The following is a 21048-nucleotide window of genomic DNA, read 5'->3' on the forward strand; positions in this document are numbered from 1 at the left end:
TCTCCTATGTTACCAGTCGAGCTTCAGGCCACGGGCCTGCGCTGCATTGAGGGCGTATTTCTTGGTCTGGCCGAAGGCGTCGCCCAGTTGTTCTTGGTCCTTGGGATTGCGGATGTCGTCGAACCGCGCCGCCACTTCCTCGGGGGTGTTGTCTTCGCCCATCAGGGTGATGCCGCGCGTCTCATAGACCCGCGTCTCGGCAAAGCTGCCTGCACCGGCCCCCAGAATGACCTGGCTGGGGCCATCCTCGCTGACCAGATACAGCAGACCGGGCGTGATGGTTTCAGGGGCCAGCAGCTCCTGCGCCTCGGTCGGCAGCAGATCGGCGGTCATCCGGGTGGCGGCGGTGGGGGCCAGCGTGTTCACCCGGATGTTGTCGCGCGCGCCTTCCATGTGCAGCACGTTCATCAGCCCCAGCATCGCCGCCTTGGCCGCGCCATAGTTCGACTGACCGAAGTTGCCATAAAGCCCCGAGGCGGAGGAAGTCAGCACGATACGCCCGTATTTCTGTTCGCGCATATGCGGCCAGCAGGCATGGGCCACATTGGCCGACCCGATCAGATGCACATCCACCACCTTGCGGAAGGCGGACATTTCCATCTTGGCAAAGGTCTTGTCCAGCAGGATGCCCGCATTGTTCACGCAGATGTCGATGCGGCCCCAGGCGTCCATCGCCTGCGCCACCATATCCCTGACCGCAGCCTCGTCAGACACATCGGCACCATGGCTCATCGCCTCGCCGCCCATTGCCTTGATCTCGGCCACCACGGCCTTGGCCGCCTCTGACGATGTGCCGGTACCGTCGCGGGCCACGCCCAGATCGTTCACCACAACCTTCGCGCCGCGCGCGGCAAGACCCAGCGCATGAGACCGGCCCAGGCCGACGCCCGCACCGGTGACAATCGCCACCCTTCCATCAAACCGGATATCAGCCATCAGTGCAGCGCCTGTTCAAAGATGTTGGGGCCGGACATCACGTTGATGCCGCCCGACACCGGGATCACCGCGCCGGTCACATAGGCCCCGCCCCGTCCGCAGAGGAACAGCATGCAGCCCGCGATATCCTCGTCCCGGCCCACGCGCTTCAACGGCACGTCGTCGCCGACCCTGCTGCGCATGTCCTCGTCATGGGTGGCAAAGGCGGTCATGCGGCTGACAAAAGGTCCGGGGGCCAGCGCATTCACGGTGATCGCCTCGCCCGCAAGCTCCTTGGCGAGGATCTTGCTCAGGTGGATCACGGCGGCCTTGGAGGCAGAATAGCTGTAGGCGCCATCGCCCATCTCGCGCTCGCCCATGACAGAGCCGACATTGACCACCCGCGCGGGGTCATCCACGCTGCCCGAGGCGCGCAGCATCGGCAGCAGTTTCTGCGTCAGGTCGAACAGCCCCGCCACGTTCACGTTCATCACCTTTTCCCAGGCCTTGAACGGGAAATCGCCCAAGGGCGCGCCCCAGGTGATGCCGGCATTGTTCATCAGGATGTCCAGCCGGTCGGTGTATTGCTGCACCGTCTTGACCAGCGCATCGACACCCGCTTCGGTGCCGACGTCCCCGGCAAAACCAACCGCCTTGCCGGATGCGCCCATGGCGTTCAGCTCTTTCGCGACAGCTTCGCAGGCCTCACCCTTGCGACTGGCCAGCAGCACCGTGGCCCCGGCGCGCACCAGCCCCTCCGCGGCCATCCGGCCGATGCCGGTGGCCCCGCCGGTGACCAGCGCCACTTTGCCCTCAAGACCGAATAACGTGTTGATATCCATTTAAAACCCCCTTGCCGCTGCGACCTGTTCGGCGTGATAGCTGTAGTCGCCCAGCCATTCCGCACCCACCCGCGCGCGTTTCATGTAGAACCCCATATCATAGGCATCCGTCATGCCGATGCCACCGTGCATCTGCACCCCTTCCTGCACCGCCAGCGTCGCCGTCTGGGTCGCGCGGGCCTTGGCCAGCGATACCGCCAGCGCCGCATTCTCCGGGTCCGCATCCATCATGCGGCCCGCGTTCAGGATCGCCGATGCCGTCACCTCAATCTCGCACCACAGATGCGCCGCCCGATGCTGGAGCGCCTGGAAGCGGGCGATTTCCACGCCGAACTGCTTGCGCTCCTTGATGTAGCCCACGGTCATGTCGAAGGCCCCGGCAGCCAGCCCCGTCATCTCGGCGGCAAGCGCGCCCTGGCCTGCCATCAGCGCCGGTTTCAGCACGTTCATTGCCTGATCGACCTGGCCCAGCACATCCTCGCCCGTGGCCTCCACGTCATCAAAGGTGATCCGCGCCGCATCGCGGGCGTCGATCATGTTGCTGCGGTGGCGGGTGACCCCCGCCCGGTCCGCCGGGATGTCGAACAGGGTCAGCCCGTTCTCCGTCCGCGCCAGGACCAGCAGCCGGGCGGCCATCGCGCCATCGACGACAAATTGCTTCTTTCCGCTCAGCCGGAAACCATTCCCATCCGCGCGCGCTGTCATCTGCGTGGCCTCGGGATCGAACTTGATCCCCTCATCCACCGCCAGAGCATAGGTCGCCTCACCCGCCGCGATGCGCGCCAGTGCTGCCTCCGCACGGGCATCGGCTACCTGCCGCAGGGCCGTGGCCGCGATCACGGCGCTGGAGATGAAGGGGCTGACCGTCAGCGTCTTGCCCATTTCGCGCGCCAGCACATTGGCGGCGGCGTACCCCATGTCAGAGCCACCCTGCGCCTCCGGCACCAGCACCCCGGCCCAGCCCATCTCGGCCATTTCCTTCCAGAGCGCCGCATCATGGGTCTCGTTCGCATCACGCATCTTGCGCAGCTTGGCGACCGGTGCCGCGCCATCCAGATACCCGCGCGCCATATCGGCAAGCATGGTTTCTTCTTCCGTCAGTACAAGTTTTTCCATGATCCTACCCCGGCAATCCAAGAACGCGGCGCGAGACAATCGACAGCATCACCTCGCTGGTGCCGCCCTCGATCGAATTCGCCTTGGTGCGCAGCCAGTCGCCCGCGCGGTTGCCCAGCGGGCCATCCCATTCCAGCGCATCCGATCCACCTGCCGTCATCATCAGCTCGTGCCGCCGCTTGTTCAGCTCGGTGCCCATGTATTTCAGCATGGCCGAGGCATCGCCCGCGCCCTGCCCGGCCTCTGCCTGATCCTTGTAGCGTTCCAGCGTCAGGCCGATGGCCAGCGAATCAATCTCGCAGCGCATCGCGTCGGCGCGCAGGGTCGCGTCGCTGATCCCCTCCATGGTGTCATTGATCACCGCACCCAGCGCGCGACCGCCACCCGACAGGCCCGCGCCACCACCGGAAATCATCTCGCGCTCATGGGTCAGCAGGTATTTCGCCACGTCCCAGCCGCGATTCTCTTCGCCCACGATCTGATCCTTGGGCACCTTCACATCGGTAAAGAAGGTCTCGCAAAAGGGTGAAATGCCGCTGATCATCTGGATCGGGCGCGTCTCGACTCCCGCGTCTTCCATGTTCATCAGCAGGAATGAAATGCCCTTGTGCTTGGGCGCCTCGCGGTCGGTGCGCACCAGCGCGAAAATCCAGTCGGCCTTGTCCGCGTAGGAGGTCCAGATCTTCTGCCCGTTGACCAGCCAGTGATCGCCCCTGTCCTCGCCTTTGGTCTGCACATTGGCCAGATCGGACCCGGCACCGGGTTCGGAATACCCCTGGCACCAGCGGATTTCACCGCGTGCGATTGGCGGCAGATAATGCAGCTTTTGTTCATGAGAGCCAAAGTGCAGCAGCGCCGGGCCCAGCATCCAGATGCCGAAACTCTGCAACGGCTTGCGCGCATTGATACGGTCCATCTCCTGATGGAATATCTTTTCCTGCGCCCGGTTCAGCCCTGCCCCGCCATAGTCCTTCGGCCAGGTCGGCACGGTGTATCCCCTGGCGGCGCAGCGTTCGAGCCACTGCTTTTGCGCATCTGACGTGAACTGCCAGTTCTTGCCGCCCCAGCAGATGCCGTTTTCGGTCATCTTGCCATCCCGCATTTCCTGCGGACAGTTTTCCTCAAGCCATGCGCGCAACTCTTCGCGGAACGCATCGGGCGTCGTTTCGGCACTCATATATGTCTCCCTCCCAAGGGAACGCTGCGTCACTTCCCGCCGCATCATTCCGCAGAGCAGAATGCCCTTTCGAAATTGGATTGACAAGAAGAGACGCTGCGTCCCCTACTGAGGCGCAACCGAATTCGGGAGGAATTACAGATGAAAGCGATGCTGAGCGAAGCACCGGGCGGACCGGAAACACTGGTCCTGAAAGAGATCGACACACCCGAGCCCGGCAAGGGCCAGGTGCGGCTGCGGGTGCATGCCGCCGGGCTGAACTTTCCCGACACGCTGATCATTCGTGACATGTATCAGATGAAACCGCCACGCCCCTTTGCACCGGGCGGCGAAGTCGCGGGAGAGATCGAGGCCGTCGGTGACGGCGTGGCGGACTTTGCCCTCGGCGACCGGGTGCTGGCGATGACCGGCTTTGGCGGCTTTGCCACCCATGTGGTGGCGGATGTGACCAAGGTCATCAAGATCCCCGATGACATGCCCTACGAGGAAGCCTCCTGCCTGGTGCTGACCTATGGCACATCGCATCACGCGCTCAAGGACCGCGCGGCAATCCAGCCGGGGGAAACCCTGCTGATCCTCGGTGCCGCAGGCGGCGTCGGCGCGGCGGCAATCGAGTTGGGCAAGGCGGCGGGCGCACGGGTGATCGCCGCCGTCTCCTCCGAGGAAAAGGCGCTGTTCTGCCGCGACCTCGGCGCGGACGAAACACTGATCTATCCGCGCGAGCTGGACCGCGATGCGCAAAAGGAGTTTTCCAGCCAGATCAAGAAACTGGCAGGCGGTGACGGTGTCGATGTCGTCTATGACGCCGTGGGCGGCAATTATGCCGAACCTGCCGTGCGGGCGCTGGCCTGGAAGGGGCGGTTTCTGGTGGTGGGTTTCCCGGCGGGCATTCCCAAGCTGCCGCTGAACCTGACCCTGCTCAAGGGCTGTCAGATTGTCGGCGTCTTCTGGGGCGCGCATACCGCCCGTGAACCCATGGCCCATGCGGAGAACATGCAGGACCTGTTCCGGATGTATGCGGATGGTCAGATCAAGCCGCGCATTTCCGCGCGTTTCCCGCTCGAAAAGGCGGCAGAGGCGCTGGAAATGATGCAGGACCGCAAGGTGCTGGGCAAGGTCGTGGTGACGGTGGCGTGAGAAAGATCCGGCGGGCGCTGCCGCCCCCCGGGCATCTTGTCACTCAGCGCCGTTCAGAGATGCGACACATCGTTGAAACCCCGCAGGATCATCTGGTCCCCCTGCACCACGAGGCGGCTGATCGAGCCGTTGTCGGCCCCGGTGAAGCCGAAGGGCCGGGACTCAGTGGCGAGGGCCAGCGCCGCGCCGATCACACCGCCGTGCACGACGACCGCCACCAGTTCGTCAGGATGCGCCGCCGCAATCCGCGTCAGCCCGCGCCGCACGCGGCCGAAGAAGGCATCGCGCGGCTCCGCCCCCGGAAGCGCGCCCCAGTCCTGCAATTCGCGCATGCGCAGGATGACCGGATCATTTTCGGCGGCGCGGAACCGGTATTCGCCGCCGTCCCAATCGCCCAGATGCACTTCGCGCAGGTCCGGCTCGACCCTTGGCGTCAGACCCAGCGCCCCGGCCAGCGGGGCCGCCGTCTGATGGGTGCGCTGCATGGTGGTCACATAGATCGCGCGGATCGGCTGATCCTTCAGCCGCGCCGCGACGGCCTGCGCCTGCGCCTCGCCCTCGGGGCGCAGCGCCGGGTCGCCCTGCCCGTCCACCATCGGGAAATCCTGCCCCCGGATCGCCGCCTGCGTCTCCCCATGCCGGATCAGCAACAGGTCAGCGGCCCCCGACGGGGGCTGGAACCTGTGCTGGCGCGCTTCATTGCTCATACCTCACTCCTTCTCAATTCAACCCAATAGGACATATCCCATGACAAATCGCCAGATCGTGATTGCCGAACTGCCCAGCGATGCGCTGACCCCCGACCATTTCAGGATGACGGAAACCGCCATGCCCGAACCCGGCGCGGGCGAGGTGCTGCTGCGAGTGATCCTGATGTCCATCGACGCGGCAAACCGGTCCTGGATGAAGGGCGCGACCTACCGCGCTGCCGTGCAGGCGGGCGATGCCATGCCGACCTATGCCATCTGCGAGGTCATGGCCTCCAACAGCCCCAAACTCTCCGTCGGTGATCTTGTGGCGGCGGAGGCGACATGGTCCGACTATGTCACCCTGCCCGCGCACAAGGCCCAGAAACTGCCGAAGGTGCCGCAGCTTTCGCACCTGATGTCGGTCTATGGCATTGCGGGAAAGACCGCCTATCACGGGCTCATCTCCATCGGTCAGCCGGTGGCGGGCGAAACCGTGCTGGTCTCTGCCGCTGCCGGATCGGTGGGGGCCTATGTGGGCCAGATCGCCAAGGCGCTGGGATGCCGCGTGGTCGGCATCGCCGGCGGCGCGGAGAAATGCAAATGGGTGCAGGAGGAACTGGGCTTTGACGCCTGCGTCGACTACCGCGAGGGCGGATTGTCGCGGGCACTGGCCGAGGCCTGCCCGGACGGGGCGGATGTCTATTTCGACAATGTGGGTGGCAAGGTCCTGGAATCCGCGCTGAATGTCATGAACGAAAAGGGCCGTATTGTCTGCTGCGGCGCGATCAGCCAGTATGATACCGACGCCCCCTCCGGCCCGCGCAACCTGCCCGGCGCGATTGTGGTGAAACGGCTCCGGATGGAAGGGTTCATCGTGATGGATTTCGCCCGCAACGACGCCAAATGCCTGCGCGCCCTGCAGCATTGGGTGGCCAGCGGACAGATCAAGGTCACCGAGGATATCGTCGAGGGGCTGGAAAACGCACCGGCGGCGCTGATCGGCCTGCTGGCCGGTGACAACAAGGGCAAGCGCATGGTGCGCGTTGCCGCCGACCCAAGCTGAAGGAGCAAGGACGATGTCCGCCATGCAAGAGGCCCTCGCGGCCAGCGAGAAACTGATCGGCACCGAAGTTGGTGTGTCGAACTGGATTCTGGTCGATCAGGCGATGATCGATCAATTCGCCGAAACCACCCATGACATGCAGTGGATTCACGTGGACCCGGAACGCGCCGCCGCCGAGACGCCCTTTGGCGGCGCCATCGCGCATGGGTTCCTGACCCTGTCGCTGGCCAGCCGCTTTGCCTATGATTGCTTTTCGATGCTGCCGGGGCAGGTCATGGGCGTGAACTATGGCATGAACAAGCTGCGGTTTCTCAAACCCGTGCTGGCCGGATCGCGGCTGCGGGGGCGCTTTACGCTCCAGGCCGTGCGCGCGCGGGGCAAGGAAAAGATGATGCGCGAGAACCTTCTGACGGTCGAGATCGAGGGCGAGGAAACCCCCGCCCTGATCGCGGAATGGCTGGGGCTGGCGGTGTTCAAGGATTGAGGCAGCGCCCTCCTGCAGTGCCGCACCCTGCAAGCAAAGCGACGCAGGCTCCCCACGGCTGCATCCCGCGGCACCTTGCGCCAAGTCCCCCGCAAAAGATGACATGTCATATTTGACAGGTCTTATATGACATGTCTTCGCGAGAGGCATTGCGGCCCCCGCGCGCGGCGCACCCGGGTCCCGAGGTGCCATGCGCACCCCGGCCACATACGCCCCGCTATCACCCTGTCAGAGCAGCTTTTCCAACAATGCCCGGGTATTCTCTGCGGTCATTTTCACCGGATTGCCCCCCGTGCTGGGGTCGGCCAGCGCCCCCTTGACGACACGGTCCATGTCCAGGTTTTCGATCCCCATCTCGCTCAGCGACTTCGGGATACCCATCGAGGCATTCAACGCGTCGACGAAGGCCGCGAACCCGTCAAAGCCCCCGTCGATGCCCAGATAGCGCGCCGCGCGTTCGATCACGCCCTCGATCTCGGGCCGGTTGAACTGCAGCACCGCGGGCATGCAGACCGCATTCGTGGTGCCATGATGCGTGTGGTAGATCGCCCCGATCGGATGCGACAGCGCATGGATCGCCCCCAACCCCTTCTGAAAGGCCGTTGCCCCCATCGCCGCCGCCGCCATCATCTGCGCCCGCGCCTCGATATCGCTGCCATCCGCATAGGCACGCGGCAGATAGTCCTTGACCAGCCGCATCCCTTCCAGCGCCATGCCCTGCGACATCGGATGATAATGCGGCGAGGAAAACGCCTCGACACAATGGGCAAAGGCATCCAGCCCGGTCCCGGCGGTGATGAAGGGCGGCATGCCCACCGTCAGCTCCGGGTCGCAGATCACGACACGCGGCAGCATCCTGGGGTGAAAGATGATCTTTTTCTCCGCCGTGTCGGATTTGGTGATAACGCTGGCGCGGCCCACTTCCGATCCGGTCCCGGCGGTGGTGGGCACCGCCACGATGGGCGCAATCGCCTCCGCGTCGGCCCGTGTCCACCAGTCGCCGATGTCCTCGAAATCCATCAGCGGACGCGTTTGCCCCGCCATGAAGGCGATGACCTTGCCCAGGTCCAGCCCCGAGCCGCCGCCAAAGGCGACCACCCCGTCATGCCCGCCCTCGCGGTAGACGCGGACACCTTCTTCGGCGTTCCTGTCGGTGGGATTCGGGTCCACCTCGGCAAAGATCGCGCGGCCCAGACCCGCCGCTTCCAGCAGGTCCAGCGTGCGCGTGGTGATCTCCATCGAGGCAAGCCCCCGGTCGGTGACCAGCAGCGGCTTCCGGATGCCCGCGGCAGCGCAGGCCTCCGCAATTTCCGAGATACGTCCGGCACCAAAGCGGACAGCGGTGGGATAGGACCAGTTGGCGGTAAGCGTCATGGGTCAGGCTTTCTTGAGATGGTATGATTTGGGACGTGTAAGATTGTGATAGCCGATCACCGACAGGCCCCCGCCGCGTCCGGTGTCCTTGCAGCCGGTCCAGCACAGCGCCGGGTCCAGGTAATCGGCACGGTTCAGGAAAACGGTGCCGGTTTCGATCCGGTCGCCCAGCGCCTCGGCAGCCGCCGCGTCGCCGGTCCAGATCGAGGCGGTCAGCCCATAGTCGCTGTCATTCATCAGCGCCACCGCCGCATCGTCGTCGGAAACCCGCATGATCCCCACCACGGGGCCAAAACTTTCCTCGCGCATGACCCGCATGTCATGGGTCACATCGGTCAGGATCTGCGGCATCAGATAGGCCCCGCCATCCTGGGGGAAGAGCGCAGGGTCGATCAGCGCCTTGGCACCCATTTCCACCGCCTCTGCGGTCTGGGCGCGCACAAGGTCGGCAAACCGCGGCTGCGCCATCGGGCCCAGCGTGGTCTCCGGGTCCAGCGGATTGCCCAGCTTGTAGCCCTCGACGATGGACACCGCCGTGGCGACAAAGGCGTCATAGACATCCTCGTGCACATAGATCCGCTCGATCCCGCAGCAGCATTGCCCGGCGTTGAACATGGCCCCGTCGATCAGGGTTTCCGCCGCCGCCCCGACATTGGCATCCGCCCGGACATAGCCGGGGTCCTTGCCGCCCAGTTCCAGCCCCAGACCGGTAAAGGTCCCGGCCGCCGCGCGTTCAATCGCCTGGCCGCCACTGACCGAGCCGGTGAAATTCACAAAGCCGAATGATTTCGCCGCAATCAGGTCAGAGGTGGTCTGGTGGTCCAGGAACACATTCTGAAACACCGCCTCCGGCACCCCTGCCGCGTGGAAGGCTTCGGCCAGTCGCTCGCCCACCAGCGGGGTCTGGCTGGCGTGTTTCAGCATCACCGCATTGCCCGCGATCAGCGCAGGCGCGACCGTGTTGATCGCGGTCATATAAGGATAATTCCAGGGTGCGATCACCAGCACCAGACCATGCGGCACCCGTTTGATCACCCGGCGGAAACTGTCGCTGTCCTCGATCCCGATATCCGCCAGCGCCTCCGAGGCGATACCGGCCATGTAGGTGGCGCGCTCGTTGAAGCCGCCGAATTCGCCGCCATAGCGCACCGGCCGGCCCATCTGATGTGCCAGCTCCGGCACGATGGCATCGTTCATCGCGCCCACATTGGCGACACCCGCCTGCACCCGCGCGATCCGGTCTTCCAGCGGCAGCGCCGCCCAGGTGGCCTGGGCCGCCCGCGCCTGGGCCACGGCGCCTTTCGCCTCGGCCAGCGTCAGGGTGGGCCGCTCGGCATAGACCGACCCGTCGATGGGAGAAATACAAGTGATCATGTCAGGCCCTTTCAAATCCGCGTGCGATTTCCCAATCCGTCACCGCGCGGTCAAATTCCTCCTGCTCCCATTCGGCGCAGCGGGTGTAATGGTCAATCACGTCATCGCCCATCACCTCGCGCAGGAAGGCCGAATTGCGCAGGGTTTCCGTCGCCGCCCGCAGGGTCTGCGGAATATCCGCCGCCTTGGAATCCTCATAGACATCACCCCTGGTGGGCGGGGCAAGCGCCATCTTCTCCTCGATCCCCTTGATCCCGGCGGCCAGCATCGCGGCCTGTGCCAGATAGGGGTTGAGGTCGGACCCGCCCACGCGGCATTCCACGCGCACCCCCTTTGTCCCCTCGCCACACAGGCGGAACCCGGCGGTGCGGTTGTCCACGGACCAGACGGTTTTTGTCGGCGCGAAGGTGCCCTTGGCAAAGCGTTTGTAGCTGTTCACATAAGGCGCGAGGAAGAACGTATACTCCGGCGCATAGGCAATCAGCCCCGCCATATAGTGGCGCATCAGATCGGACATGCCCAGATCGGCCTCCGGGTCAAAGAACACGGGCTTGCCGTCTTTCCACAGCGACTGGTGCACATGGCTGGAGGAGCCCACCCGGTCCGGGTGCCATTTCGGCAGGAAACTCGCCGCATGGCCCTGCTGCCAGGCAATCTCCTTGACCGCGTGTTTCGCAATGGTGTGGTGATCGGCACAATCGAGCGCCGGGGCATAGCGGATGTTCAGCTCCTCCTGCCCTGCCTCGGCCTCGCCCTTGGTGTTTTCAATCGGCAGACCGGCGGCAAAGAGGTGATTGCGCACCGGGCGCATCACATGTTCCTCCTTGGAGGTCTGGAAGATGTGGTAATCCTCGTTATAGCCGCTGATCGGGGTCAGATCCGTGAACCCGCCCTTGCGGATTTCATCCAGGGTTTTCTCGAACAGGAAGAACTCCAGCTCGGTGGCCATCTGCGCCTCGAACCCCAGGTCCGCCAGCCGCGCAATCTGCTTTTTCAACATGCCGCGCGGGTCATGGGGCACCGGTTTGTGGTGGTGATCCAGAATATCGCAAAGCACCATTGCCGTGCCTTCCAGCCAGGGCAGCGGGCGGATCGTACTCAGGTCCGGCGCCATCACGTAATCGCCATAGCCCTTTTCCCAGGAGGTCGAGGCATAGCCGGCCGGTGTCGCCATCTCAAGATCCGTGGCCAGCAGGTAATTGCAGCAATGGGTCTCCTTGAAAGAGGTCTCGACGAAATTCACCGCATGGAAGCGCTTGCCCATCAGGCGGCCCTGCATGTCCACCGCGCAGACCAGCACGGTGTCGATGGTGCCCGCCGCAACGCGGGATTTCAGATCGTCAAAACTCAGGTTGCCCGGCATCTCGTTCTCCATTCGCAAAAGGCAGGCAGGGGCGCCACAACGCCCCCGCCGATCGTGGTTCAACCGTTGGTATAGGGCGGTCCGGCCTGGTTGATGACGCTGTTGTACTCCTTGAAGATGTTGACGATCTTCTGGTGCACTTCGCCTTCCTGGGCCACTTCTTCCCAGAACGCCTTGGCCGCGTCTTCGACCTCGTTCCATTCCGCTGCCGGCACCGTGCGCAGTTCCAGCTTTTCCCCCTTGGCGCGCAGGGCCGCTTCACCACCCCAGTACCATTGGTTGCGATAGGTGTGGCCCGCTTCGGTCCCGGCCATGACGATGGCCTTGAGGTGTTCCGGCAGATCGGCCCAGCGCTGTTCGTTCACGAACCACGACCCGATCCAGGCACCGGAAATGTTGTTGGTCAGGAAGTAATCGGTCACATCCGCCCAGCCGACAGTATAATCCTCGGTGATCCCCGACCATGCCATGCCGTCCAGTTCACCGGTCTGCACCGCGACTTCGGCATCCTCGTAAGGAATGTTGACCGGCACAACACCGAACTTCGACAGGAAGCGGCCCGCCGTCGGGAAGGTATAAAGCTTCAGCCCGTCAAGATCGGCAACCGATTTGATTTCCTTCTTGGTGTTGAAGTTGCAGGGGTCCTGCCCTGCCGCCGACAACCACTTGACGCCGACCTTGGCGTATTCCTCTTCCCAGATCTCTTTCAGACCGTATTGGTTGAACAGCACCGGCACGTCGAGGATATGCTTGGTGGCAAAGGGAAAGTAGCCGCCGAACTGCTGCAGCGGCGTGGGCGAGGCCATGGAATCGTCGTCCGAATGCACCCCGTCGATGGTCCCGCGCTGCAGCGCCTGGAACAGCTCGCCCGTCGGCACGATCTGATCCGCATAGAACAATTCGATCTCAAGCTCGCCGTTTGCGGCGGTGTTGATATAGTCGATGACCGGTTTGGTCACATGTTCACCCAGCGCCGAACCGGCATAGGTCTGGAAGCGCCACTTGATCGCTTCCTGGGCACGGGCGATGGAGGGCGCAGCCAGCGTGGCGGCGCCGGCAAGGCCAGCGTGTTTGATGAAATTACGTCTCGTGGTCATGTCTTTCTCCTTGTTGAATGAGGCTCCGTTGGCGGAGTTCTTGGGGTTATTTTCCGTAAACGAGGTCGGGCAGCCACAGCGCCAGTTGCGGGAAGATCATCACCAGCGCCAGCGCCCCGGCCATCACCAGCACGAAAGGCGTGATCGAGGCATAGATGTCGCGCAGCGAAATCTCCGGCGGGGCCATGGCGCGCATCAGGAACAGGTTATAGCCGAAGGGCGGCGTCATATAGGCGATCTGGCAGGTGATCGTGTAAAGGATACCGTACCACACCAGATCAAAACCCAGCGCGCCCACCAGCGGCACATAAAGCGGGGCGACGATCACCAGCATCGCGGTATCGTCCAGAAACGTCCCCATCAGGATAAAGCTCAGCTGCATCAGGATCAGGATCACCCAGGGTGACAGGCCCAGCTTCTCGGTGAACAGGTTCTCGATCGCCTTGACCGCGCCCAGCCCGTCGAACACCGCGCCAAAGGCCAGCGCCGCAAGGATGATCCACATGAACATGCAGGTGATGCCCAGCGTGTTGCGCACCGAGTTCTCAAAGACCTGTCGCGTCATCCGCCCCTTGAGCACGGCAGCCAGAAAGGCCGCAATCGCCCCGATGGCCGAACTTTCCACCAATGAGGTCCAGCCGCGCACGAAGGGCACCATCATGACGGCAAAGATCACCAGCGGCAGGATGCCCGCCCCCAGCAGCCGCAGCTTTTCACTGCGCGGGATCGCGGCGCGTTCCTCGGCGTCAAGGACCGGACCAAGCACGGGATTGAACCGGCAGCGAATCGCGATATAGGCGATGAAAAGCCCCGCCATCATCAGCCCCGGCACCACACCCGCCAGCCAAAGCTGCCCCACCGGCTGCCGCGCGATCATCGCGTAGAGCACCAGCACCACCGAGGGCGGCACCAGGATGCCAAGGCTCGATCCCGCCTGGATCACCCCGGTCACCATGCGTTTGTCATAGCCCCGCTTGAGCAGTTCCGGCAGCGCGATGGTGGCGCCAATGGCCATGCCCGCCACGCTCAGCCCGTTCATCGCGGAAATCAGCACCATCAGCCCGATGGTGCCGATGGCCAACCCGCCGCGCAGCCCGCCCATCCAGACATGGAACATCTTGTACAGATCATCGGCGATTTTCGATTCCGACAGCACATAGCCCATGAAGATGAACATCGGCAGGGTCAGCAGCGGATACCATTTCATCAGCTTCATCGCAGCGGAGAACCCGATGTCGAACCCGCCCTGGTCGCCCCAAAGCAGCAGCGCGGCCACCACGGCGACAAAACCGATGGCCCCGAACACCCGCTGCCCGGTCAGGAGCATCAGCATCATGGTGGAAAACATCAGGGTGGCGATCAACTCATATGACATCAGATCGTTTCACCCTTCAGACGCAGCACGTCTTTGCAGAATTCAGAGAGGCATTGCACGATCATCAGGCAGAACCCCACGATCATCACCACCTTGATCGGCCACATGTAGGGCCGCCAGGCGGAGGATGATTGCTCAAGCCGCCCGATCTCTTCGCTGCCGGTCAGGACGCCGAAAAGATAAGAGATCGGCGCGTCCTGCCAATAGCCCAGCGAATAGGCGGTGGAGCTGATCGCCCCGTAAAGCAGCACGCAAAGATAGAAGATCAGCAGCACAACCGTGAACAGGTCGAACCAGGCCTTGCGGCGGACCGACCAGTTTCCATAAAGCAGGTCCATCCGCACGTTGGAGCCGAGCTGCAGCGCATAGGGCCCGCCCAGAATATAATAGCCCACCATGACGAACTGGGCCATTTCCAGCGTCCACAGGGTCGGCACAAAGAAGGTCTTGCTGATCGAGGACCACAAAAGCACCCCCATCAGCGCAAAGATCCCGTACATCGCGATGCGGCCCAGACGGTAGTTCACCGCATCGGCCACCCGAATATATCCGCGCATCACGCCACGCATGAAACACGTCCTCCCCTGCCCAGCCGCGTACAGGCATCCGCCAGCCAGCCCGCGATCATCTCGGCCGTCCGGCGCTGTGCCTCTGCCGTCGCAATCAGGTCGTTGCGCACCTCCAGCATCACGTTCAGATGGCCCTGACCGTGCAACTGCAAGGTATGGGTCACGCCGTCTTGCGGCCCATAGGGCGCATTGCGCGCCACCCGCGCCCCGGTATGCGCCCCGGCACATGCCAGCAGCGCATCGGCCAGACGGCTGTCCTCGTCATGCAAGACGCCGATTTCGACACTGCGCCGCTGGCCATGGAAAACCGGGGTGAAACTGTGGATCGTGATCAGGATCGGCTCGGCAATCCGCGCCATCTTCCGGCTGATGCAATCGTGAAACGGCCTGTAATAGCGCGCCACCCGCTCCGCACGCGCGGCATCGGACAGATCCCGGTTGCCCGGCACCACGATCAGCTCGCTCTGCGCGGGCATTGCGCCCGGCGCTTCCGGCGGGCGGTTCAGATCATAGACCAGCCGCGACACGGTGCCGGCGATCAGGACGGCATCCAGCCGGGTCGACAGATGCTCCGCCACCGCCAATGCACCCGGGTCCCAGGCCGCATGGCTGGTCCGGTCGCGCTCAGCCATCCCTAGCTCGTCAAATTCATCGGGGATCAGGTGGCTGGCATGTTCGCAGACCAGTACAATACAGGATGTGCCAGAGGGGTTCACCTCCGCCACGCTTTCTTCCGCTGCATGATCTGTCGTCTGAGCCATGGCACCCCCGTCTCGGGATAAAGTGCTTGCCAAGCGGCGCGGATGTCAACAGAATTGTGAAAAATTTATCACAAGCACGAAGGCTTTGATAATTTTCCGATCAAATCCGGAGCGACGATGGCCGAAGCGCCCCTGACCATATCCGACCGCATCCAGCAAAAGCTGGAGGGGCTGACCCGCGCCGAACGCCAGCTGGCCCATTCGATTCTCGAAAACTACCCGGCCTCCGGGCTGGGCCCGCTGACCGCGCTGGCCAAGGATGCCGAGGTTTCCGTGCCGACAGTGGCCCGGATGGTGCAGAAGCTGGGTTTCCGCGGATACCCCGAATTCCAGGCCGAACTGCGCGAGGAACTGCGCGCCAAGGTCAAGGGGCCGATTGCCAAACACGACACCTGGGCCGACGGCGCGCCCGAGGGGCATATGCTGAACCGTTTCACCGACGCGGTGATCGACAACATCCGCCACACGCTGGGCCAGATCGACCCGAAGGCCTTTGACGCCGCCTGCGCGCTGGTGGGCGACACCAAACGTCACCTTTACATCGTGGGCGGGCGTGTCACCCATACGCTGGCCGAATATCTGTTCCTGCACATGCAGGTCATCCGCCCGCGGATCACCCATATCCAGTCCACCTCCAACACCTGGCCGCATTACCTGCTGGATGTGGCGCCGGGTGATGTATTCGTGATCTATGACGTGCGCCGCTACGAGAATAACACTTTGAAACTGGCCGAGATGGCCCATGCGCAGGGGGCCAGGGTGATCCTCTTCACCGACCAGTGGCGCTCTCCCGTGCATGAGCTGGCCGACATCAGCTTCAGCAGCCGGATCGTCGTGCCTTCGGCCTGGGATTCCGCCGCCACCACCCTGCTCTTGACCGAAACGATGATTTCCGCCGTTCAGAACCTCGACTGGGACAAGACCAAGACCCGGATGGAAGCGCTGGAGGACATGTTCGACCAGACCAAGCTGTTTCGGAAATTTACCTAGGGCCTGTGGACAGTCGTGAAAATTGCAACGGCGGTCCGGAACGAGACCTTTCCGCTTTCCCAAGCGCGGAATCAAGGCCGCAGGCCGCCGCGCATCGCCGGGCCGTCCCCTGGCACGGCGATTTGGCTGCTGTCGTGTGCCACGGATAACTTGGAAGTGCTTGGCTGCCATAAAGTGCCAGTCACGACGGTCGCATCGCCGCACCACGGCCCGTCAATGCGCGGCTTGGGCTTTCGTTGCGAACGACAGAAAGGTCCCGCTCACCTGACCTTGCCCCATACCACGCCAGGAGCCTCAGTTGCGCGACATGCGACACCCGGCGTTCGGGACCCGTTCATTCTATTCGTCGTCCAGCAGGATACGCGCGGCATTGCCCTTGTCGTCGTCATACTGGTCCGACCGCACGGTCCACAGAAACGCCGCAAGGCCCACCCCGCCAAGGATCAGGGACACCGGGATCAGCACCACCAGAACATTCATTTCAGGCTCCTCATCCTTTGCGAATTCAACAGGACCGTGATGGAAGACAGCGACATCGCCAACGCCGCGGCAAGCGGCGTGGCAAACCCCGCCAGCGCCACCGGGACCGCGATGAAATTATAGGCCGCCGCGATGGCAAAGTTCTGGCGGGACAGCCGGCCCGTCGCCCGCGCCACCCGCAGCACCATGGGCAGATCGGCAAAACTGTCCCGCAGCACCACGACATCCGCCGCACTGCGCGAGGCGTCCAGCGCCTTTGCCGGCGCGATGGAGGCATGGGCAGAGGCAAGCGCCGCCGTATCGTTCAGCCCGTCGCCCACCATCAGCACCTTCTCGCCACGCGCGGCCAGCGTGTTCAGGCGGCGCAGCTTGTCTTTCGGCCGGGCATTGGCGGTCACCGGCAGGTTGATCCTTGCCGCCAGCTGCGCTGCGGGACCTTCGGCGTCACCGGTCAGCACCTCGCAGGGCAGATCGATCCCCGCCAGCGCCGCGCGCACGCCCGGACGCAACCCATCCGTCACCTCCAGCGGAATCGCCTGCGCCGTGCCGATGCGCAGGCCCAGACCGGGAAAATCAGCGCCCAGCCAGGGACCGCGCCCAAGGCGGATCATCTCGCCACCCTGGCGCAGCTCCACCCCCTGGGCCGCGACCTCGCTGATCTCTTCTGCCGCCGCCACCCCGGTGTCGCCCAGGGCGGCAACCAATGCCCGCGACAAGGGGTGATGCGAGGCTTCGGCCAGCGCCTTTGCCACGGCGCGGTCGGCGGGGCCCAGCGCTTCCGGCACCGCGACGCCCGGCATGGTCAGCGTGCCGGTCTTGTCGAATACCACATGGGTCACTTCCGCCAGACGCTCCAGCGCGGTGGCGCTGCGCACCAGAAACCCGGCAGAGAACAGGCGGCTGACAGCGGCGGTGGAAACGGCGGGCACCGCAAGGCCCAGCGCGCAGGGGCAGGTGATGATCAGTACCGCAATCGCCACATTCAGCGCATGGCGCATGTCGCCGGTCGCAATGGCCCAGCCCAGAAAGGCCGCCAGCGCCAGCAGATGCACGGCAGGCGCATAGACCTGCGCGGCGCGGTCGGCCAGCGCGGTATAGCTGTTGCGCGCATTCTCTGCCGTCTCGACCAGCGCTGCCATGCGGCGCAGCGAGGTATCTTCCCCCACCGCCGTGGCCCGCAGGCGCAGGGGCGCGGCAAGGTTGATTTCACCCGCCTGCAGGGCCTGCCCCGCCGTCACCGCCACCGCAGCGCTTTCGCCGGTCAGAAACGACCGGTCCATCAGCGCCGCATCACTTATCAGCACCCCGTCCACCGGCACCCGCGCCCCGCAGGGCACGGCGATCACATCATCCACTGCCAGCGCCGTCAGCGGCACCGTTTGCAGGCCGCGCGCGGTCACGCGGTCGGCGGTATGCACCTCCAGCGCGGTCAGTTCCCGCGCGGCGGATCGCGCGGCGCTGCGCGTGCGGTGATCCATGTAGCGCCCGATCAGCAGGAAAAAGGTCAGCGACAGCGCCGCATCGAAATAGGCATGCACCCCGCCATGCAGGGTCTCGAACAGGGACATGCCCGCCGCCAGCAGGATCGCCAGTGAAATCGGCACATCCATGTTCAGCCGCCACACCCGCAGCGCCGCCCAGGCATTGATAAAGAACGGCTGGCCGGAATAGGCCACCACCGGAAGGGCGATCAGCGCGGAGATCAGGTGAAACAGGTCGCGGGTGGCATCGCTGGCCCCGGACCAGACCGCCACCGACAGCAGCATGACATTCATCATCGCAAAACCCGCAACCGCCATGCGCGTCAGCAGGGCGCGCCCTTCGGTGTCGCGCGCGCGGTCCAATGCGGCCAGATCCAGCGGATAGGCCTCGTAGCCCAGATCCTCCAGCACCGACAGCACCCGGTCGGGGTTCACCTGCCCCGACACGGAAAGCCGCTTCAGCGAGAGGTTCACCCGCACGTCCTGCACCCCCAGAACACCCGCCAGCCCCCGTTCGATCTTGCCGATACAGGCGGCGCAATGGACGCCGGGCAGCGAGAATTGCAGCGCCGGGCCGCTGGCCACATCCTGCGCCAGCGGCGCAGCCGCACAGGCGGGACAGGCCATGGTCATGACGGATGCCTCACAATGATGCGCTGCTGGAACAGCGTGCCATCCTCGGCCCGCGCCTTCAGCCGCAGGTTCCAGTTGCCGCGCCCGCCCTGCACGCTGGCGCGCAGGGCCGCGCCGTCAAAGGTGAACTCCGGTGTCTGATCCTGCGCAACGCTGGTGGCCCGCCCGAAGGTGGCGCTTTCGATCTGCGGGACGATGGCCCTGCCCCCCTCCAGGATCACCAGCTCAAGCTCATTGCCCCGCAAGGTGGCAGAGACCTCCCAGCCCAGCCCCAGCTGTGCGGCCTTGTCCCGGTCGAAGGACTGGCTGGCGACATAGGAATTCTTCACTTCCAGCCCCGGAAAGGTCCGCACGGCCTTGAAGGCCAGCGTCAGGTTGACCGCAATGATCACGCCAAAGGCCATCGAAAAGCCTGCAAAGACATGCCATCCCTTGATTTCACGTATCATTGTACTCTCCCGTTGAAACTGGTGGCGCGGCTGGCGCGGTCCCCGCTGGCGATGTCCTCGACCCAGATGCGCAGATCGGTGGTATGGGCGCTGGCCGCAGGGTCCTGCGGGCGCGCGGTGACATAGACCCTTTGCAGCACGGTGGTGTCGGCGGGAACGGTCACGTTCAGCCGGTTGGCCATGCCCTCCAGCTCGATCCGCAGGATCTCGGCGCTGGTCAGGCTCAGGTGAAACACGCGGTCCTCGCCCAGCTTGTTGCGCAGCCGCACGTCATAGATGTTGCGGATCGACCCGTCCGATTGCACCACATAGGTCGGGTTGCGCACCGGGCTGACTGTCAGTTCGATGTCCGACCGGATGAACAGCGCATAGACCAGCCCGGCGCCGATCAGCAGCCAGATCGCCGTGTAAAGCAGGGTACGAAGCCGCAGCACATGGCGCCAGATCGGTTTCGGCGCGGCACCCGCGCGCTCCTCCGCCTCGTCCGACAGCGCCATGTAGTCGATCAGCCCGCGCGGCTTGCCGATGCGCGCCATCACGTCGTCGCAGGCGTCGATGCAAAGCGCGCAGGTGATGCATTCCATCTGCTGACCGTTGCGGATGTCGATCCCCATCGGGCAGACGTTCACGCAGGCCATGCAGTCGATGCAATCGCCATGCACCTGCTCCGGCGCGGTGGCTGTGGGTTGTCCGCCCGCCTGCAGCGCCCGGTTGGGATAGGGTGTCGCGGGATAGCGCGCCGCCCCCGGGCCCGCGGCCCGCACCTCGCGCTCTGCCTTTTCGGCGGCGGCGCGGTCGCGCTTGCGCAGGTTGCCCTTGCCGCGCGGCTCGCCCCGCCAGTCGCGATAGGCGACGGTGATCGTATCCGGGTCCATCATCGCGGCCTGGATGCGCGGCCAGGGGCACATGTAGATGCAGACCTGCTCGCGCATGAAACCGCCAAAGACAAAGGTGGTCGCGGTCAGCACAGCGATGGTGCCATAGGCCACGGGATGGGCCTGAAACTGCACCAGGTCGCGCAGCAGTGTCGGCGCATCGGTGAAATAGAACACCCAGGCCCCGCCGGTCGCCACCGCGATCATCAGCCAGACCGCCCATTTGGTCAGCCGCAACCGCGATTTGCGCAGGTCCCATTTCGCCTTGTGCAGGCGCAGCCGCGCGTTGCGGTCGCCTTCGATCCAGCGTTCGACAGCCAGGAACAGATCGGTCCAGACCGTCTGCGGGCAGGCATAGCCGCACCAGACCCGCCCCAGCGCCGAGGTGAACAGGAACAGCCCCAGCCCCGCCATGATCAGCAGACCCGCGACAAAGTAGAACTCATGCGGCCAGATCTCGATCCAGAAGAAATAGAAGCGCCGGTGCGCCATATCCACCAGCACCGCCTGATCCGGCAGGTTCGGCCCCCGGTCCCAGCGGATCCAGGGCGTCAGGTAATAGATGCCCAGGGTGATGAACATGATCCACCATTTGAAACGGCGGAAGGCCCCGGTGACACGCCGGGGAAAGATCGGCTCGCGGGCCGCATAGAGACTGGGAGTGGTCATTTCAAGATTCCTGTTCGCAAGACCTGTCTAGGGCCAGGTGCATCAGGCCGCCTTGATCTGGATCAAGACAGCACCTGTCGAATGCCGCGTATTTCCGATTCTTTCCGGACCCTTGACACGGCGTGCGCAGGTGTC

Annotated in this window: 20 protein-coding genes; 4 read left to right on the forward strand and 16 right to left on the reverse strand. The window is 64.2% G+C overall.

The genetic code is table 11. The features are described 5' to 3' along the window. Positions 1 to 9: 9 nt before the first annotated feature. Genes PVW51_RS06095 through PVW51_RS06110 form a run of 4 tightly spaced genes read right to left on the reverse strand, consistent with a single transcriptional unit; the run spans position 10 to position 4050 of the window. Positions 10 to 936: an SDR family NAD(P)-dependent oxidoreductase gene (locus PVW51_RS06095; protein ID WP_274573982.1), complete on the reverse strand. Its 927-nt coding sequence runs from the start codon at positions 934 to 936 to the stop codon at positions 10 to 12. Beyond that, positions 936 to 1757 carry an SDR family NAD(P)-dependent oxidoreductase gene (locus PVW51_RS06100; RefSeq protein WP_274573983.1) on the reverse strand — a complete coding sequence of 274 codons (822 nt, stop codon included), beginning with the start codon at positions 1755 to 1757 and terminating at the stop codon, positions 936 to 938. The genes PVW51_RS06095 and PVW51_RS06100 overlap by 1 nt, the downstream gene beginning before the upstream one ends. Further along, complete coding sequence (locus PVW51_RS06105; RefSeq protein WP_274573985.1) at positions 1758 to 2873, reverse strand: acyl-CoA dehydrogenase family protein; 1116 nt, start codon at positions 2871 to 2873, stop codon at positions 1758 to 1760. Positions 2874 to 2877: 4 nt separating this feature from the next. Then, on the reverse strand, positions 2878 to 4050 hold the full coding sequence (locus PVW51_RS06110) for an acyl-CoA dehydrogenase family protein (protein WP_274573986.1): 1173 nt from the start codon (positions 4048 to 4050) through the stop codon (positions 2878 to 2880). A gap of 141 nt (positions 4051 to 4191) precedes the next feature. Between PVW51_RS06110 and PVW51_RS06115 the strand changes: the two genes are divergently transcribed. Further along, on the forward strand, positions 4192 to 5187 hold the full coding sequence (locus PVW51_RS06115) for an NADPH:quinone oxidoreductase family protein (protein ID WP_274573987.1): 996 nt from the start codon (positions 4192 to 4194) through the stop codon (positions 5185 to 5187). Between the two features lie 53 nt (positions 5188 to 5240). On the opposite strand, the gene PVW51_RS06120 is transcribed toward PVW51_RS06115, so the two are convergent. Further along, on the reverse strand, positions 5241 to 5894 hold the full coding sequence (locus PVW51_RS06120) for a histidine phosphatase family protein (protein WP_274573988.1): 654 nt from the start codon (positions 5892 to 5894) through the stop codon (positions 5241 to 5243). Between the two features lie 40 nt (positions 5895 to 5934). Between PVW51_RS06120 and PVW51_RS06125 the strand changes: the two genes are divergently transcribed. Further along, on the forward strand, positions 5935 to 6939 hold the full coding sequence (locus tag PVW51_RS06125; RefSeq protein ID WP_269361509.1) for an NADP-dependent oxidoreductase: 1005 nt from the start codon (positions 5935 to 5937) through the stop codon (positions 6937 to 6939). 13 nt (positions 6940 to 6952) lie between these two features. Beyond that, complete coding sequence (locus tag PVW51_RS06130) at positions 6953 to 7423, forward strand: MaoC family dehydratase (RefSeq protein ID WP_114275324.1); 471 nt, start codon at positions 6953 to 6955, stop codon at positions 7421 to 7423. 228 nt (positions 7424 to 7651) lie between these two features. On the opposite strand, the gene PVW51_RS06135 is transcribed toward PVW51_RS06130, so the two are convergent. The 7 genes from PVW51_RS06135 to PVW51_RS06165 are packed head-to-tail and all read right to left on the reverse strand — an operon-like array spanning position 7652 to position 15336. Further along, complete coding sequence (locus PVW51_RS06135) at positions 7652 to 8797, reverse strand: iron-containing alcohol dehydrogenase (protein WP_274573989.1); 1146 nt, start codon at positions 8795 to 8797, stop codon at positions 7652 to 7654. A gap of 3 nt (positions 8798 to 8800) precedes the next feature. Continuing rightward, a complete protein-coding gene (locus PVW51_RS06140; protein ID WP_274573991.1) occupies positions 8801 to 10171 on the reverse strand; it encodes an aldehyde dehydrogenase family protein in 1371 nt (456 codons plus the stop codon). A 1-nt stretch (position 10172) separates the two neighbouring features. Further along, entirely contained in the window at positions 10173 to 11534 is a 1362-nt protein-coding gene (locus PVW51_RS06145; protein ID WP_274573992.1) for a glutamine synthetase family protein, read from the reverse strand. 59 nt (positions 11535 to 11593) lie between these two features. Continuing rightward, positions 11594 to 12631: a TRAP transporter substrate-binding protein gene (locus PVW51_RS06150; RefSeq protein ID WP_269361517.1), complete on the reverse strand. Its 1038-nt coding sequence runs from the start codon at positions 12629 to 12631 to the stop codon at positions 11594 to 11596. A 46-nt stretch (positions 12632 to 12677) separates the two neighbouring features. Beyond that, positions 12678 to 14006: a TRAP transporter large permease gene (locus tag PVW51_RS06155; RefSeq protein ID WP_114275329.1), complete on the reverse strand. Its 1329-nt coding sequence runs from the start codon at positions 14004 to 14006 to the stop codon at positions 12678 to 12680. After that, positions 14006 to 14575: a TRAP transporter small permease subunit gene (locus PVW51_RS06160; protein ID WP_269361518.1), complete on the reverse strand. Its 570-nt coding sequence runs from the start codon at positions 14573 to 14575 to the stop codon at positions 14006 to 14008. Before PVW51_RS06160 ends, PVW51_RS06155 begins: the two co-directional genes overlap by 1 nt. Continuing rightward, complete coding sequence (locus tag PVW51_RS06165) at positions 14563 to 15336, reverse strand: N-formylglutamate amidohydrolase (RefSeq protein WP_274573993.1); 774 nt, start codon at positions 15334 to 15336, stop codon at positions 14563 to 14565. Before PVW51_RS06165 ends, PVW51_RS06160 begins: the two co-directional genes overlap by 13 nt. Before the next feature lie 117 nt (positions 15337 to 15453). Between PVW51_RS06165 and PVW51_RS06170 the strand changes: the two genes are divergently transcribed. Continuing rightward, a complete protein-coding gene (locus tag PVW51_RS06170) occupies positions 15454 to 16326 on the forward strand; it encodes a MurR/RpiR family transcriptional regulator (protein WP_269361521.1) in 873 nt (290 codons plus the stop codon). Between the two features lie 339 nt (positions 16327 to 16665). On the opposite strand, the gene ccoS is transcribed toward PVW51_RS06170, so the two are convergent. Genes ccoS through ccoG form a run of 4 tightly spaced genes read right to left on the reverse strand, consistent with a single transcriptional unit; the run spans position 16666 to position 20913 of the window. Beyond that, complete coding sequence (gene ccoS / locus PVW51_RS06175) at positions 16666 to 16806, reverse strand: cbb3-type cytochrome oxidase assembly protein CcoS (RefSeq protein WP_114274894.1); 141 nt, start codon at positions 16804 to 16806, stop codon at positions 16666 to 16668. Next, positions 16803 to 18920, reverse strand: coding sequence for a heavy metal translocating P-type ATPase (locus tag PVW51_RS06180; protein ID WP_274573999.1), 2118 nt, complete (start codon positions 18918 to 18920; stop codon positions 16803 to 16805). The genes ccoS and PVW51_RS06180 overlap by 4 nt, the downstream gene beginning before the upstream one ends. Next, positions 18917 to 19369, reverse strand: a complete 453-nt coding sequence (locus PVW51_RS06185) for a FixH family protein (protein ID WP_274574000.1) — start codon at positions 19367 to 19369, stop codon at positions 18917 to 18919. The genes PVW51_RS06180 and PVW51_RS06185 overlap by 4 nt, the downstream gene beginning before the upstream one ends. Next, on the reverse strand, positions 19366 to 20913 hold the full coding sequence (ccoG, locus tag PVW51_RS06190) for a cytochrome c oxidase accessory protein CcoG (RefSeq protein WP_274574001.1): 1548 nt from the start codon (positions 20911 to 20913) through the stop codon (positions 19366 to 19368). Before ccoG ends, PVW51_RS06185 begins: the two co-directional genes overlap by 4 nt. Positions 20914 to 21048: the final 135 nt, after the last annotated feature.

The sequence above is a fragment of the Sulfitobacter sp. PR48 genome, from assembly GCF_028807335.1.
GTDB lineage: Bacteria > Pseudomonadota > Alphaproteobacteria > Rhodobacterales > Rhodobacteraceae > Sulfitobacter.

Excerpts from the sequence above, each read along its gene's own strand:
- PVW51_RS06095 (WP_274573982.1), bottom strand. The coding sequence starts at position 936 with ATGGCTGATATCCGGTTTGATGGAAGGGTGGCGATTGTCACCGGTGCG.
- PVW51_RS06100 (WP_274573983.1), bottom strand. The coding sequence starts at position 1,757 with ATGGATATCAACACGTTATTCGGTCTTGAGGGCAAAGTGGCGCTGGTC.
- PVW51_RS06105 (WP_274573985.1), bottom strand. The coding sequence starts at position 2,873 with ATGGAAAAACTTGTACTGACGGAAGAAGAAACCATGCTTGCCGATATG.
- PVW51_RS06110 (WP_274573986.1), bottom strand. The coding sequence starts at position 4,050 with ATGAGTGCCGAAACGACGCCCGATGCGTTCCGCGAAGAGTTGCGCGCA.
- PVW51_RS06115 (WP_274573987.1), top strand. The coding sequence starts at position 4,192 with ATGAAAGCGATGCTGAGCGAAGCACCGGGCGGACCGGAAACACTGGTC.
- PVW51_RS06120 (WP_274573988.1), bottom strand. The coding sequence starts at position 5,894 with ATGAGCAATGAAGCGCGCCAGCACAGGTTCCAGCCCCCGTCGGGGGCC.
- PVW51_RS06125 (WP_269361509.1), top strand. The coding sequence starts at position 5,935 with ATGACAAATCGCCAGATCGTGATTGCCGAACTGCCCAGCGATGCGCTG.
- PVW51_RS06130 (WP_114275324.1), top strand. The coding sequence starts at position 6,953 with ATGTCCGCCATGCAAGAGGCCCTCGCGGCCAGCGAGAAACTGATCGGC.
- PVW51_RS06135 (WP_274573989.1), bottom strand. The coding sequence starts at position 8,797 with ATGACGCTTACCGCCAACTGGTCCTATCCCACCGCTGTCCGCTTTGGT.
- PVW51_RS06140 (WP_274573991.1), bottom strand. The coding sequence starts at position 10,171 with ATGATCACTTGTATTTCTCCCATCGACGGGTCGGTCTATGCCGAGCGG.
- PVW51_RS06145 (WP_274573992.1), bottom strand. The coding sequence starts at position 11,534 with ATGCCGGGCAACCTGAGTTTTGACGATCTGAAATCCCGCGTTGCGGCG.
- PVW51_RS06150 (WP_269361517.1), bottom strand. The coding sequence starts at position 12,631 with ATGACCACGAGACGTAATTTCATCAAACACGCTGGCCTTGCCGGCGCC.
- PVW51_RS06155 (WP_114275329.1), bottom strand. The coding sequence starts at position 14,006 with ATGTCATATGAGTTGATCGCCACCCTGATGTTTTCCACCATGATGCTG.
- PVW51_RS06160 (WP_269361518.1), bottom strand. The coding sequence starts at position 14,575 with ATGCGTGGCGTGATGCGCGGATATATTCGGGTGGCCGATGCGGTGAAC.
- PVW51_RS06165 (WP_274573993.1), bottom strand. The coding sequence starts at position 15,336 with ATGGCTCAGACGACAGATCATGCAGCGGAAGAAAGCGTGGCGGAGGTG.
- PVW51_RS06170 (WP_269361521.1), top strand. The coding sequence starts at position 15,454 with ATGGCCGAAGCGCCCCTGACCATATCCGACCGCATCCAGCAAAAGCTG.
- ccoS (WP_114274894.1), bottom strand. The coding sequence starts at position 16,806 with ATGAATGTTCTGGTGGTGCTGATCCCGGTGTCCCTGATCCTTGGCGGG.
- PVW51_RS06180 (WP_274573999.1), bottom strand. The coding sequence starts at position 18,920 with ATGACCATGGCCTGTCCCGCCTGTGCGGCTGCGCCGCTGGCGCAGGAT.
- PVW51_RS06185 (WP_274574000.1), bottom strand. The coding sequence starts at position 19,369 with ATGATACGTGAAATCAAGGGATGGCATGTCTTTGCAGGCTTTTCGATG.
- ccoG (WP_274574001.1), bottom strand. The coding sequence starts at position 20,913 with ATGACCACTCCCAGTCTCTATGCGGCCCGCGAGCCGATCTTTCCCCGG.